The 13,117-nt window shown below is 66.9% G+C and carries 15 protein-coding genes; 12 read left to right on the top strand and 3 right to left on the bottom strand.

The window, feature by feature from the left end; genetic code table 11:
• Positions 1-81 precede the first annotated feature (81 nt).
• From WD184_10405 to fabI, 4 genes are all read left to right on the top strand, one after another.
• Positions 82-1,686, top strand: coding sequence for a long-chain fatty acid--CoA ligase (locus WD184_10405; protein ID MEX0827146.1), 1,605 nt, complete (start codon positions 82-84; stop codon positions 1,684-1,686).
• Positions 1,683-2,144 (top strand): YbaK/EbsC family protein, encoded by a 462-nt coding sequence (locus WD184_10410; protein MEX0827147.1) that lies wholly within the window; start codon positions 1,683-1,685, stop codon positions 2,142-2,144. Before WD184_10405 ends, WD184_10410 begins: the two co-directional genes overlap by 4 nt.
• Before the next feature lie 67 nt (positions 2,145-2,211).
• Positions 2,212-2,565, top strand: a complete 354-nt coding sequence (locus WD184_10415; protein MEX0827148.1) for a hypothetical protein — start codon at positions 2,212-2,214, stop codon at positions 2,563-2,565.
• Positions 2,566-2,749: 184 nt separating this feature from the next.
• Positions 2,750-3,538, top strand: a complete 789-nt coding sequence (gene fabI, locus WD184_10420; GenBank protein MEX0827149.1) for an enoyl-ACP reductase FabI — start codon at positions 2,750-2,752, stop codon at positions 3,536-3,538.
• Here fabI and WD184_10425 read toward each other — a convergent pair.
• On the bottom strand, positions 3,535-4,605 hold the full coding sequence (locus tag WD184_10425; GenBank protein ID MEX0827150.1) for a HAMP domain-containing sensor histidine kinase: 1,071 nt from the start codon (positions 4,603-4,605) through the stop codon (positions 3,535-3,537). The genes fabI and WD184_10425 overlap by 4 nt on opposite strands.
• Before the next feature lie 16 nt (positions 4,606-4,621).
• Here WD184_10425 and WD184_10430 point away from each other — a divergent pair, with 16 nt between their 5' ends.
• Positions 4,622-5,632, top strand: a complete 1,011-nt coding sequence (locus tag WD184_10430; GenBank protein ID MEX0827151.1) for a D-alanine--D-alanine ligase family protein — start codon at positions 4,622-4,624, stop codon at positions 5,630-5,632.
• 82 nt (positions 5,633-5,714) lie between these two features.
• Here WD184_10430 and WD184_10435 read toward each other — a convergent pair whose 3' ends face one another.
• On the bottom strand, positions 5,715-5,948 hold the full coding sequence (locus WD184_10435) for an Lrp/AsnC ligand binding domain-containing protein (protein ID MEX0827152.1): 234 nt from the start codon (positions 5,946-5,948) through the stop codon (positions 5,715-5,717).
• 84 nt (positions 5,949-6,032) lie between these two features.
• On the opposite strand from WD184_10435, the gene WD184_10440 reads away from it, so the two are divergent.
• Positions 6,033-7,193: an alpha/beta hydrolase gene (locus WD184_10440; protein MEX0827153.1), complete on the top strand. Its 1,161-nt coding sequence runs from the start codon at positions 6,033-6,035 to the stop codon at positions 7,191-7,193.
• A gap of 22 nt (positions 7,194-7,215) precedes the next feature.
• On the opposite strand, the gene WD184_10445 is transcribed toward WD184_10440, so the two are convergent.
• Positions 7,216-7,428, bottom strand: a complete 213-nt coding sequence (locus WD184_10445; protein ID MEX0827154.1) for a cold shock domain-containing protein — start codon at positions 7,426-7,428, stop codon at positions 7,216-7,218.
• 142 nt (positions 7,429-7,570) lie between these two features.
• Here WD184_10445 and rpmB point away from each other — a divergent pair, with 142 nt between their 5' ends.
• From rpmB to WD184_10475, 6 genes are all read left to right on the top strand, one after another.
• Entirely contained in the window at positions 7,571-7,759 is a 189-nt protein-coding gene (gene rpmB / locus WD184_10450; GenBank protein ID MEX0827155.1) for a 50S ribosomal protein L28, read from the top strand.
• 96 nt (positions 7,760-7,855) lie between these two features.
• Complete coding sequence (locus WD184_10455; protein MEX0827156.1) at positions 7,856-9,502, top strand: DAK2 domain-containing protein; 1,647 nt, start codon at positions 7,856-7,858, stop codon at positions 9,500-9,502.
• Complete coding sequence (gene recG, locus WD184_10460) at positions 9,499-11,580, top strand: ATP-dependent DNA helicase RecG (protein MEX0827157.1); 2,082 nt, start codon at positions 9,499-9,501, stop codon at positions 11,578-11,580. Before WD184_10455 ends, recG begins: the two co-directional genes overlap by 4 nt.
• Positions 11,577-12,119 carry a 16S rRNA (guanine(966)-N(2))-methyltransferase RsmD gene (gene rsmD, locus WD184_10465; GenBank protein ID MEX0827158.1) on the top strand — a complete coding sequence of 181 codons (543 nt, stop codon included), beginning with the start codon at positions 11,577-11,579 and terminating at the stop codon, positions 12,117-12,119. Before recG ends, rsmD begins: the two co-directional genes overlap by 4 nt.
• Positions 12,116-12,589, top strand: a complete 474-nt coding sequence (coaD, locus tag WD184_10470; GenBank protein MEX0827159.1) for a pantetheine-phosphate adenylyltransferase — start codon at positions 12,116-12,118, stop codon at positions 12,587-12,589. Before rsmD ends, coaD begins: the two co-directional genes overlap by 4 nt.
• On the top strand, positions 12,586-13,107 hold the full coding sequence (locus tag WD184_10475; GenBank protein ID MEX0827160.1) for a hypothetical protein: 522 nt from the start codon (positions 12,586-12,588) through the stop codon (positions 13,105-13,107). The genes coaD and WD184_10475 overlap by 4 nt, the downstream gene beginning before the upstream one ends.
• The last annotated feature ends 10 nt before the right edge of the window (positions 13,108-13,117 follow it).

Genomic DNA, 13,117 nt, shown 5'->3' on the forward strand with positions numbered 1-13,117 from the left:
TCGGACCGGGTTTTGCCTTTCGCTCTTCGCCCGGTACATGCGTCGTCGGCTGAACCCGTCCGATAGGTTTACGAAATGCACATGATGGATGATTTCCCGCTGCTTCTCTCGACCCTCTACGACCGGTCGGTGCGCATCCATCCCGACAGGAAGATCGTCTCGGTGGGCCACGACCTGGCCCGCACCCGCACCACATATTCCGAGACCGACGGGCGGGTGCGCCGGCTCGCCACCGCGTTGGCCGGGCTCGGGGTGGACCAGGGCGACGCGGTGGGCACCTTCGCCTGGAACAACCACCGCCACCACGAGCTCTACTGGGCCACCGCCAACACCGGGCGGGTTTGCCACACGCTGAACATCAGGCTCTTCGCCGACCAGTTGTCGTACATCGTCAACCACGCCGGCGACAAGGCGTTGTTCGTCGACATCGACCTGGTGCCCCTGGTGGAGCGGTTCGCCCCCGAACTCACCTCCGTGGAGCATTTCGTGGTCATGGGAGGCGAGGCACCCGACTCACCTCTCGGGTTTATCTCCTACGAGGACCTGATCGCCGATGCCGAACCCTGGGGGCAGTGGCCGCTGCTCGACGAACGCTCGCCGATGATGCTCTGTTACACCTCGGGCACCACGGGCAACCCCAAGGGGGTGGCCTACACCCAGCGGTCCACCTACCTGCACACCATCTCGGGCCTGGCGATGCTCCACATCGGGCCGGAGGACACCATCCTCCCTGTGGTCCCGATGTTTCACGCCGCCGCTTGGGGCTATCCGTTCACGGCGGTGACGGCCGGGGCCGGGCTGGTGTATCCCGGGCCGGACTACAGCCCAAGCGGTCTCGTCGATCTGTTCGAATCCGAGAAGGTCACGTTTTCGCCAGGGGTGCCCACGGTTTGGCTGGGGGTACAGCAGTACCTGATGGACCATCCGGAGAAGCGGCTGGAGAGCATTCGCATGCTGCTGTCGGGCGGGTCAGCGGTGCCGCGGGCCCTGGTCGAGTGGTTCGAGCGGGAACGCGGAATCCGGGTACAGCAGGGCTGGGGGATGACGGAGACCAACCCGGTGGCGTCGGCGGCGATGCTGCTGCCTGAGCACAATGGCCTGTCGCTCGACGGCAAACTCGATCGTCTCGAGACCGCCGGCCTGCCCGCTCCTGGCCTGCAGATCAAGATCGTCGACGAGGCGGGCGAGGAACTTCCCTGGGACGGGGTGGCGTTCGGCGAGCTGCTGATCCGGGGCCCGTGGATCGCCGCCGAGTACTACCGGGACCCCCGGTCGCCCAACTCCTTCGTCGACGGTTGGCTGCGCACCGGCGATGTCTGCAAGATCACCACGGAGGGTTACATCGTGATCACCGACCGGGCCAAGGATGTGATCAAGTCGGGTGGCGAGTGGATCTCCTCCCTCGACCTCGAGCGGGAGCTGATGGCTCACCCCGGAGTCGCCGAGGCGGCGGTGATCGGGGTCAAGCACATCAAGTGGCAGGAGCGCCCGCTCGCCCTGGTGGTCCGCCGCCCCGGCGCGGAGGTCACCGCCGAGGAGTTGCTGGCTCATCTCGAAGGCCGGGTCGCCAAGTGGTGGCTGCCCGATCGGATTGACTTCGCCGACGAGTTGCCGAAGACCGGTACCGGCAAGTTCGACAAGAAGGTGGTCCGGGAGCGCTACTCCGACCTGCTCCTCGAAGGGTGACCGACACGCCGGCGACCCGGGCCGCCGCTGACTCAGGAGTCGCCCATGAGGTGGTCGAGTACGGCCGGGTCAATTCCGTGGAGGAGGCGGCCGAGAAGCGCGGCGTAGAGGTGCGCCGGGTGCTCAAGTCGATCGTCGTGCGGAGGGCCGAGGGTGACCACTTGATGGTCCTGGTGCCCGGCGATCGGGTGATCGACTGGGCGAAGCTGCGTAAGCTCGCCGGCGTCTCGCGGATGTCCCTGGCCGAGGCGGAGGAGGCATTCGAGGTGACCGGGTATCGCCCGGGGACGATCACGCCGTTCGGATCGAAGACGGCCCTGCCGGTGATCGCCGACGCCACGATCGAAGGGCTTGCCTCGCTCGGAGGAGGAGCCCATGGAGTAGCCATCCACCTCGACGCCGCCGACCTGATCCGACACTTCGCGGCGACGGTGGCGGATGTGACCAAGCCCGCCTGACGGCGGGCGGCAATTGGTAATTGGCCTGGACGCGGGTCGCGGTGCTCTCCTACCTACCATCACCCCCATGCGCGGTCTTCACTCGAAATGGTTCTTTGTCGCGGTGATCGCTACAGGGCTCGTCGGACTCTGGGGCCTGGCGGCGGCGATTGCCAAGAAGGCACCGGGACGCTGGTTCAAGGTGGCCACGTGGGTGGCGATCGGAGCGATGCTGGTCCAGGTGGGCCTCGGGTTCGCCCTCTACGGCCAGGGGATCCGGCCCGACGACGACTTCCACCTGTTCTACGGCTTCGTGATCCTCTTCACCTTCACCTTCGCCTACATCTACCGGTCCCAACTCGCCAAGCGCCCCGCTTTGGCGTACGGCCTGCTCCTCCTCTTCGTGATGGGTCTGGGTTTGCGGGCCTGGGCCAACGTCTAGTAGTCGCCAGTCGCCAGTCACCAGGAAGAGCCGCTCCGGCTACGGCTCCCGCTCCGGCCAGACCGGGTGCAAAATCCCGAACGTGGTTGGTCGGGTCTTACTAATTGCCAATTGCGGGCCGAGCGGAGCGAGGCCACCCGCCCGCTCCGATACCATGCCCTGACACACCGGAGGGGGAGATTCCGTGCTCTTGGACGGCAAGCGGCTGCTGATCACCGGGGTGCTCACTGACGACTCGATTGCGTGGCACTCGGCCCGGATCGCCCAGGAGCAGGGCGCCTCGATCGTCCTCACCGGCTTCGGGCGGGGGATGAGCCTCACGGAGCGGTCGGCCAAGCGCCTCCCCGACCCGCCCGACGTGATCGAACTCGACATCAACGACCCGGCCCACATGGAGGCCCTGGTCGCCGACCTCGACAAGCGGTGGGGGTCCGTCGACGGCGCGCTCCATGCCATCGCCTTTGCCCCGGAGGATGCCCTCGGGGGCCGCTTCCTCACGACCCCGGCGGAGAGTGCTTCGACCGCGTTTCTAACTTCGGCGTTCTCGTACAAGACCCTCGCCGTCGGACTGCTGCCGCTCATGCAGAAGGCCGGGGGCGGCGCGCTGGTCACCCTCGACTTCGACAACACCCAGGCGTGGCCCGCCTATGACTGGATGGGGGTCGCCAAGGCGGCGCTGGTGGCGGTGACCCGGTACCTCGCTCGCGACCTGGGCCAGCACGGCATTCGGGTGAATGCGGTATCGGCCGGCCCGTTGGGGACCGTGGCCGCCAAGTCGATCCCCGGGTTCGCCAAGTTCCAAGAAGTCTGGGCCGAACGGGCGCCCCTCACCTGGGATGTCGGCGACCCGGAGCCGGTTGCCCGGATGATCGGTGTCCTGCTCAGTGACTGGGCGCCGATGACGACCGGCGAGGTAGTGCACGTCGACGGCGGGTTTCACGCCATCGCTGCCGGCGGAACCGGCGAGTCCTAGGAGTCGGCTTCCGCGGGAAGCTCGAGGACGAACGTTGCCCCTCCACCAGGAGTGGCGTGGTGGCTCAACTTGGCGCCGACGGCGGAGGCCAAGCCCCCGGCGATCCGTAAGCCGAGGCCGAGCCCCGTTTCGGATTGGTGGTCCCCGGAGAACGGATCGAGGGCAACGATCGGCGGCAGTCCCGGGCCGTGGTCGGTGACCTCGACGAGAGCGCCCGACCCTGACGCCTCGATGACCACTGCCGGTCGGTCTCCGTGGCGGACGGCGTTGTCGACCAGGTTGGTGACGATGCGGCGGAGATGGTCCTCGTCGGTGTCGACCTTGGGGATGTGTCCTACGGCGCGAACGTCGACTCCGGCCGCCCCCGGCACGTCGGCAACGGCTTGCTCCACGACCTCCACCACGTCGGTGAGTTGCGGGCGGATCGGCAGGCGACCCCCATTGATCTTGGTGGCGACGAGCAGGTCCTCGACCAGATGGCGGAGGCGGGAAGCGCCCTCGCGCACCGAGATCTGTAGCGAGTCGGCCTTGGGGTCTGCCGGGTCGAGGCGTTCGAGGGTTTGCAGTGCTCCGACGATCGTGGTCAGGGGGGCCCGCAGCTCGTGGCTCACGTGGGCGACGAACTCGTCCTTGAGAGCGGCGGATCGGATTGCCTTCTGGGTGGCTGCAGCCAGCGCGGCCATGTCGATGCCAAGCGCGGCGATCTCGGCCAGGGTTTCGTGATCAGAGGCCGGATCCGCGCCGACCACCACCAGGCTGGCGGGCGAGGGGAGCGCTTCGGCGGGCAGGGGCACGATCACGGTGTTCGAAGGATCGCTCTGGATCGCGGCCGAGGCGCTGGGGGAGAGCGGGGCCAGGTCGTGGCCGTCACGGTGCACTGCGACTACTGCGCCGCCGGCGACGATCGCCACGCTGGAAGCGCCGGTTACCGCCGCGATCGCCCCGGCGATGGCTCGCGCCGCCTCGACCGGATTGGTATGACCGCGGCTCTCAGCAGCAACCACGGATGTGGCCCGGTGACCATTGAACCCCAAGGGTCGTCGATACACTTCGGCAGGCACGCTCACGGCAGGATCTCCAAATATGGCTCGAGTAGCCCTCTTCTTCGGCGGACGTTCCGAGGAACATGAGGTTTCGTGCGTTTCGGCAGTTTCGACCCTCCAGGCGCTGGAGAGCCGCGGCCATGCCGTTACTGCCGTGGGAATCGACCGCGACGGCATCTGGCACCTCGCCGACCCGGCGACCCGGCCGTTGAGCGCCGAGGGGCCGCACGCATCCCTCGAGGTCCCTGGTGGCCGCCTCTTGGCCGATGGGCTTGCCATCGAGATCGATGTTGCCTTTCCCGTGCTGCACGGCCCTTTCGGAGAGGACGGGACGATCCAGGGGTTGTTCGAGATGGCGTCGCTGCCCTATGTCGGGTCAGGTGTGCTGGGATCGGCCGTGGCCATGGACAAGGATGTGGCGAACCGACTCTGCCGGGATGCCGGGCTGGCGATTGCCGACTACGTCGTCGTGCGCAGGTCCGCCTACCTCGATGATCCCTCAGCGGTGGTGGGTGGCGTCGCCGACGACCTCGGCTTCCCGGTCTTCGTCAAGCCCGCCAACCTGGGTTCATCGGTGGGGATCTCACGCGCCGACGATCACGGGAGCCTCAAGGACGCCATCGACGACGCCCTCCGTCACGGGAGCAAGGTGCTTGTCGAGAAGGAGGTCAACGGACGCGAGATCGAGGTGGCGGTGCTCGAGGGGCCTCGCGCTTCGGTACCGGGGGAGATCGTCGTCAAGGACGGCTGGTACACGTACGACGCCAAGTATCGGGACGACGCCACCGAATTGGTCGTCCCGGCCAACCTGCACGAGTCCGAGGCGGCAATAGTCCGGGCCATGGCATGCAAGGTGTTCGAAGTGCTCGAATGCCGCGGCCTCGCCCGGGTCGATTTCTTCTACGAGGCCGACGGACGCGGGTTCCTGGTGAACGAGCTGAACACCATGCCCGGATTCACCCCCAAGTCGATGTTCCCGATGATGTGGGCCGCGACGGGGATGTCGTACGCCGAACTATGCGACGAACTGGTAAGCCTGGCGCTTTCTTAGGTCGCAGGTGGCAGAACGCGCCCAAACGAGGCGCCTGGACGCGTCGGGCTATGGGCCATGGACCGCGAGCGCAGCGAGGCTCTTAGAGCTTGACGACCGGGCAGGTCAGGGTGCGGGTGATCCCCTCGACGGACTGGATCTTGGCCACGACCAACTTGCCGAGTGAATCGACGTCGTCCGCGGATACATGGACGATGGCGTCGTAGGGCCCGGTGACGGCTTCGGATGCTTTCACACCGTCGATCTTCCCGACTTCCATTGCCACCTGGGCCGCTTTTCCGACCTCGGTCTGGATCAGCACGTAGGCCTCGACCATGTCACTCCTTAGGGGTCGTCGTCCTCCGCGGACTATACCCGCGCCGGTGTTCAAGGGTTGGGGCGGGTGCCGTACTCTTGGCGGATGTCTTTCGTTTTCCTGGCGCTGTCGCTCACCGCGCTCGTTCTCGGAGTCACCTCCACGATGGGCCGGGGGATGCGGGGGCCGTGGTGGGGGCCGGCAATGGCGGCGGCGGAACTGGCCCCCTGGTTCCTCGGCGGGATCGGCTTGGTCGCCTCAGTGTTCATTGCCGCCGAGTGGACGGCGGGTTGGGCCGGGATGATCGGCTTGCTGCTCATGGGGTTGGGCGCGTCCGGGTTCCTCCTAGCTCTATTCCGCAGCCTGCGGGGACGGGCGGCGATCGTCGCCGGGGTCGAGCAGGTGCTCGGCGAGAACGTGGTCGTACCGCGTATCCGGCTTCGCACGCTGCTGCGCCCGTTCCCGCCGCTTGCGAGCGGTCTCCGGCTGGAAACCCATTCGTACGGACCCCACGAGCGGCATTTGGTGGATCGGGTGACCTCGGTGGGTTTCACTGGCCCCGCCCCGGTGCTGATCCACCTCCACGGCGGCGGATGGTGGCGGGGCGAGAAGGGGCAGCAGGCACGGCCGCTGCTCAGACATATGGCCCGGTCGGGGTGGGTGGTGCTTGCCGCCACCTACCGCCTCAGCCCTGAGGCCACCTTCCCGGACCACCTCCACGACGTCGAGCGCCTTATCGCATGGGCCAGAGGGAATGCCGACGAACTGGGGATCGATCCCGGTTTCGTCGCCGTCACCGGCGGATCGGCTGGGGGACACCTGGCGGCGCTGGCGGGCCTCGGCAACGGAGCGGCCCGCGTGCAATTGGCTGTGCCTTTCTACGGCGTTCACGACATGCTCGCCTCCGATGGCGTGTCGGCGAAGTGGCCGTACTTGGTGACTCAGATCATGAAATCGGATCCAGTGACCCATCGGGAGGCGTGGCTGACGGCATCGCCGATCCATCGGGCCACGGCAGACCGGCCTCCGTTCCTGGTGGTGCATGGCGGTGACGACTCTCTCGTCAACGCCGAGGAGTCGAGGCTGCTGGCGCAGAGGCTGCGGGGAGCGGGCGGGCCTCCGGCGGGATACATCGAAGTGCCCTGGGCTCATCACGGCTTCGACTTCTTTTCGTCGATCCGAGCACAGCGCCTCGCCGTTGCCGTGGGGGCGGTACTGAACCGGCTGTACGAGCGGCAGAAGCAGCGGCTGGTGGAAGAGCCATGAGGGGGTTCGAACGGCGGTCGGATCAGTAGCCGTCGGACCCCATTCGCACCCGGCTGGCGAAAGGCTTGGCGCCGCTGGAGTCGACCTCGAAGACGATCCGTTGACCCTGCCTGAGCACCCGGAAGACGCTGTCCTTCAAACTGCCCGGCTGAAGGAACACTTCGGACTGATCGGAGTCGAGCACGACCACGCCGAACCCGGTCTTCGGGTCATACACCTTGACGACACCCTGCATAGAGCGGGGAGTATAGAAGAGGGCCTCGCTGCGCTCGGCCCCGCAATTGGCAATTGGCAATTGGCAGGAGTAGTGGAACGCGAGCGGAGGGTCTGGACCCTGTTCCCCCGTGTTACTGTTCACCTCCGCTTCGGAGGTTCCCTTGTCTTTTCGTTGTGAGGTCTGCGGAAAAGAGCCGTGGGTCGGTAAACAGGTCAGCCACTCGCACCGGCGTAGCAGTCGCCGGTGGGTGCCGAACATCCAGCGCGTCCGGGTGCGCCACGGGAGCAACTCCCGCCGTGCCCACGTGTGCACGTCGTGCATCAAGGCCGGCAAGATCGAGAAGGCGTAGCCCGACCGAGTAGGTCTTCGGCGGTTCCGGTCAGCCCGGGCCGGTCTTGCTGGGGCTTAAGCCGGGGCGGGAGCAGGCCCTCCGTATACTCCTCGGGTGGCTGCCCACCGTTTGTTGCTTCGTGCGCAGGACCTCAAATCGATCCTCCAGCGGTACCTCGATCGCCTGCACCAGCATCGGGATGCCCTCAATCGGCTCAATGTGTATCCGGTCCCCGACGGCGACACCGGTACGAACATGACCCTCACCCTCGAATCGGTGATGAACGAGGTTCGGCCTGCCGAGACGATGGATCAGGTTGCCACTGCTCTCGCCCACGGCTCGCTGATGGGCGCCCAGGGGAACAGCGGGATCATTCTGTCGCAGATCCTCGCCGGGCTCGCCAACGCCTTTCGCGGCTCCCCATCGCTGGGCACGGCGCAGTTGGTCGACGCTCTCGGCCGCGCCTCGGTCGCCGCCTACAGGGCCGTCGGTCGGCCAGTCGAAGGCACCATTCTCACCGTGCTGCGCGAGGCCGCTGAAGCCGCCCAAGATGCCGACACCCCCGAAGGGGAGGATCTCGCGGCGTTTCTCCTGAGGATCTACCAACGCGCCGAGGACGCGCTCCACTCGACCCCCGACCTGCTGCCGGTCCTCAAGGAGGCGGGAGTGGTCGATGCCGGCGGCGCCGGGTTCTTGCTGCTACTGGTGGCCTTCCTCGAGGAGGTGACCGGTGAAGACGTGGTGCTGCCCGAGGCGATCTTCCGCGCCGCCGCGGCGCAACTGATCCCCAGTAGCGGTGCCGATCCAGACCACTCGGTCGCCTTGCTCCGCTACGAGGTGATGTTCCTGCTCCACGCGGACGATCCCGATGCCGGTGACCGGCTGCGGGAGTCCTGGTCGGATATGGGGGATTCGATCGTCGTCGTCGGCGCAGAGGGGGTGTGGAACTGCCACATCCACACGGATGACGTCGGCCCTGCGGTCGAAGCCGGCATCGCCTTGGGCCGACCCGAGCGCATCAAGATCACGGACCTGCTGGATCAGGCGGCCGAGGAGGCGTTCCACCGGGCTCTGTCCTTCAGTCCGTTGCCCGAGTTCGCAGAGATGGAGGTCGGGGTGGTGGCGGTGGCGGTGGGTGACGGGATCGTCGAGCTATTTCGCGACGCCGGAGCGCAGGGTCTGGTCGTCGGCGGCCAAACGATGAACCCTTCGGTGCGGGAGATGCTGGCCGTCGTCGACTCGACGGCGGCGAACACGGTGATCGTGCTGCCCAACAACAAGAACATCATTCCCGTCGCCGAGCAGCTCGATGCGCTCTCGTCGAAACGAGTCCTCGTTGTGCCCACGCGTTCGGTGCCAGAGGGGCTCGCGGCGATGATCGCCTACCTCCCCGGTGCCGACCCCGACGAGCTGGTGAAGGCAATGGCCTCGGCGGCAGGTTCGGTCGCGTGGGGTGAGGTGACCCAGGCGGTCCGCGGCGCCATGACGCCGGTGGGCGCCTGCGAGGAGGGGGACTGGCTGGGGATCATCGGGGGCGACGTGGCACTGGTCGAACACGAGCTGGCACCGGCAGCCACCAGGGTGATGGATGCGTTGGTGGCCAACGACGCCGAGATGATCACGATCTTCACCGGGAGCGACGCCGCCGCCGCCGCCACTGCCGCCCTGGTTGCTCACCTGGCCGATGACCATCCCGCGGTGGAGGTGTCGGTCATCGACGGCGGCCAGCCGCTCTACCCCTACATCTTCGGGGTCGAGTGAGCGGGCGCAGCCTCGCTTATCTCGCCGGGATCCCGATCGAGCGGGTGCAAGGCTTGACGGGCAAACGGGGAGCGAACCTGCGCAAGGCCGGCATCGAGTCGGTCGCCGATCTGTTGATGCACGTTCCCCGCCGCTACGTCGATCGGTCCCGTCTCTTGCCGCTGGGCGAGCTGCCGCTGGGCGAGGAGATCACCGTGATCGGCCGGGTGACAAAGGTGTCGACTCGCCGGCCACGGCGCAATCTCACCATCGTGGAAGCAACGATTGACGACGGCTCCGGATTGCTCGTCGCCACGTGGTTCAACCAGGGGTTCCGAGCGACGCAGCTCACCGAGGGAGTGGAGGTCGCCCTCTCCGGCACGGTCGAGCGCTACCGGGGACGGCTGCAGATGGCGTCGCCCGATGCCGACGTGCTCGATCGCCCTTCGGAGTCGCTCACCACGGGCAGGGTGATGCCGGTCCACCCGACCGCCGGAGGGGTAGGACCGGGGCACATGCGGCGGGCGATCCACAACGCCCTTCTCCGGGCGCGTCCGGTCACCGACCCGGTCCCGCCGGGGATCCGGGAGCGCCTCGGCCTCATCGACCGCGACACGGCGATCGCCGACATTCACTTCCCCGAGGAGATGGGACTGATCGACCCGGCGCGAGACCGGCTGGTATTCGACGAGTTCTTCCGGCTCGAGGTCGCGCTGGCCGTGCGTAAGCACCGACAGATCCAGGCAGCCGAGGGCATCGCCCATTCTGTGGACGGCGGTCTGGTCGATGAGTTCATCGATGTGCTCCCCTACACGCTCACCAATGCCCAGAAGAAAGTGATCGCCGAGATCCAGGGCGACATGAGCTCACCCCATCCGATGCACCGGCTGCTCCAGGGGGAAGTGGGGTCGGGCAAGACGGTGGTCGCCATGGCGGCTCTGCTCACCGCGGTCCAGGGTGGTTATCAGGGGGCGGTGATGGCGCCCACCGAGGTGCTCGCTGAGCAGCACTTCCTCGGTCTCGCCCCGATGGCGCTGTGGGTCGGCGTGCGGATGTCACTTCTCACCGGGTCGTCGCCCGACCGCGCGACGGTGCTATCCCGCATCGCCGAAGGGACGGTCGACATCGTCGTCGGCACCCACGCCCTCATCCAGGAGGGGGTGGAGTTCAGCCGGCTAGGGGTGGCCGTCATCGACGAGCAGCATCGGTTCGGGGTGCACCAGCGGGTGCAACTCAAGGAGAAGGCCACCGGCCCCGAACCCGACCTGCTGATCATGACGGCGACCCCGATCCCGCGCACGCTGGCGATGACCCTTTACGGCGACCTCGACATGAGCATTCTCGACGAGATGCCGGGTGGTCGGCTCCCGGTGATCACCCGGGTGGTCCCACCTGATCCGGGATCGCTCGCCGAGGTGTACTCGTTGATCCGCAAGGAGGTCGCCGCCGGCCGCCAGGTCTTCGTGGTGTGCCCGCTGGTGGAGGACTCCGAGAAGTTGCAAGCGGCGTCGGCGACCGCCGAGCACGAGCGCCTGTCGACGGTGTTCTCCGACTTGCGGGTTGGCCTGATCCACGGCCAGATGCGGTCCGCCGACAAGGAAGAGGTGATGGGACGGATGCGGGCCGGCGAAGTCGACGTGCTCGTCGCCACCACGGTGATCGAGGTGGGCATCGACATCGCCAACGCCACCGTGATGGTGGTCGAGGACGCCGATCGATTCGGGCTGAGCCAATTGCATCAACTGCGTGGCCGGGTGGGGCGCGGCGAGCATCAGTCGTATTGCATCCTGATCGCCGACCCCGGTACCCCCGAAGGAGAGCAGCGGCTGGCGGCGATGGCGGAGAGCAACGACGGCTTCTTTCTCGCCGAGGAGGACCTTCGCATCCGGGGCCACGGCACCGTCTTCGGCGCCAAGCAGGCAGGCATGGCCGACCTCCACCTCGCCGACATCCTGCGCGACACCGAGATGCTGGTCACTTCTCGCCGGGAGGCTTTCGCCCTCGTCGCCAATGATCCCGAACTGGTGACCCATCCGGAATTGGCCGAGGAGATACGGGCGCTGCTCGGCGAGGCCGACGACTGGCTGTTCATCTCGTGAGGATCATCGCCGGAGCCGCCAAGGGACGCCGGCTCAAGGGTCCGCCCGGTGACTCCACCCGGCCGATGATGGACCGGGTGAAGGAGGCGATCTTCTCCTCGCTCGGCTCGGCGGTCAACGGGGCCCGGGTGCTCGATCTCTACGCAGGATCCGGCAGCCTGGGCCTTGAGGCGTTGAGCAGAGGGGCGGAGTCAGCCACCTTCGTCGAGTGGCGGCGCGATGTGGCCCGGGTACTGCGGGAGAACGTCGACACGGTCGCGCTCGGTGGGGTGGTCGTCCCCGAGAAGGTCGAGGATCACCTCAAGAAGCCGGGGGCGCGAGTGGATCTCGCATTCGTTGACCCCCCCTACGACCTGGCACTACCGTCGGTTGAACAGGTTCTCGGTCTATTGACCCGTAGGCTGGTCGACGGCGCGATCGTGGTGCTCCACCGCAGGGTGGGATCCGGCGAACCCGCGTTGCCTCCCGGTCTCGAGGTTGCCGGTCGGCACCGATACGGAGATGCGGAGGTCACCATGCTGACCAAGGAGGATCGGTGATCACGGCTCTGGTCCCTGGCAGTTTCGACCCGCCGACCAACGGGCATGTCGATGTCGTGTCGCGCTGCGTGGCGGTGTTCGATCGGGTGGTGGTCGGAGTGGTAACCAATCCGTCGAAGCAGCCGCTGTTCACTATCGAAGAGCGCAAGGCGATGCTCGAGGAGTGCTGCCCCTGGGACACCGTCGAGGTGGCCGGGTTCGAGGGCCTGCTCGTCGACTTCGCCCGTGAGATCGGCGCCGACATCGTGGTGAAGGGCCTGCGGGCGATGACCGACTTCGACTACGAGATCCAGCTCGCGCAGATGAACCGACAGCTTTCCGGCATCGTGACCATGTTCATCGCCACGAAGCCTGAGTTCGGCTACCTGTCTTCGTCACTGGTGAAGGAAGTAGCCGGATTCGGGGGATCGGTGGATGAACTCGTCCCCGATGTCGTCGCCAAGGCCCTTCAGGAGAGGTTCCGCAAATGACCGACGAGCACGACCTTGGCATCGATCCCCCCGACGAGATCCCGGTACCGCCCCGGTTGGGTGAACTGCTCGAACTCGTCGACGAGTTGATCATCGCCGTCGAAGGGGCCCGAACGGTTCCCCTCTCGGGCAACGTGATGCTCGATCGCGACCGGCTCATCGACATGCTCTATCGCCTGCGCGACGACCTCCCCGAGGAGCTGCGGGCGGCGCGTTGGATGGTGCGGGAGCGTGAGGCGTTCGTGGCCCGTACCAATGAGAAGGCGCGCGAGATGCTCGAACGAGCCCGACAGCGTTCCGAGGAATTGGTGACCGAGTCGTACATCGTGAAGGAAGCGGTCGACGAGGCCAACGCCCTGATCCGCCACGCCGAGAACGAGGCGACACGGATCCGGCTCGAGGCAGAGGACTACTCGGAGCAGGCGTTCGAGCAAACCGAAACGGTGCTGTCCGATCTACTCTCTCAGGTGAGAGGGTTCCGCGCAGAGCTGCACCAGGCGCGGCGCCACGAAGACTGAAGGGGGTGAG

It is taken from the genome of Acidimicrobiia bacterium, from assembly GCA_040878325.1.
GTDB lineage: Bacteria > Actinomycetota > Acidimicrobiia > Spongiisociales > UBA11373 > JAUYIV01.

Coding starts and splice junctions, on each gene's coding strand:
- WD184_10415 (MEX0827148.1), top strand. CDS start 2,212: ATGCGCGGTCTTCACTCGAAATGGTTCTTTGTCGCGGTGATCGCTACA.
- WD184_10475 (MEX0827160.1), top strand. CDS start 12,586: ATGACCGACGAGCACGACCTTGGCATCGATCCCCCCGACGAGATCCCG.
- WD184_10405 (MEX0827146.1), top strand. CDS start 82: ATGATGGATGATTTCCCGCTGCTTCTCTCGACCCTCTACGACCGGTCG.
- WD184_10440 (MEX0827153.1), top strand. CDS start 6,033: ATGTCTTTCGTTTTCCTGGCGCTGTCGCTCACCGCGCTCGTTCTCGGA.
- WD184_10435 (MEX0827152.1), bottom strand. CDS start 5,948: ATGGTCGAGGCCTACGTGCTGATCCAGACCGAGGTCGGAAAAGCGGCC.
- WD184_10430 (MEX0827151.1), top strand. CDS start 4,622: ATGGCTCGAGTAGCCCTCTTCTTCGGCGGACGTTCCGAGGAACATGAG.
- WD184_10445 (MEX0827154.1), bottom strand. CDS start 7,428: ATGCAGGGTGTCGTCAAGGTGTATGACCCGAAGACCGGGTTCGGCGTG.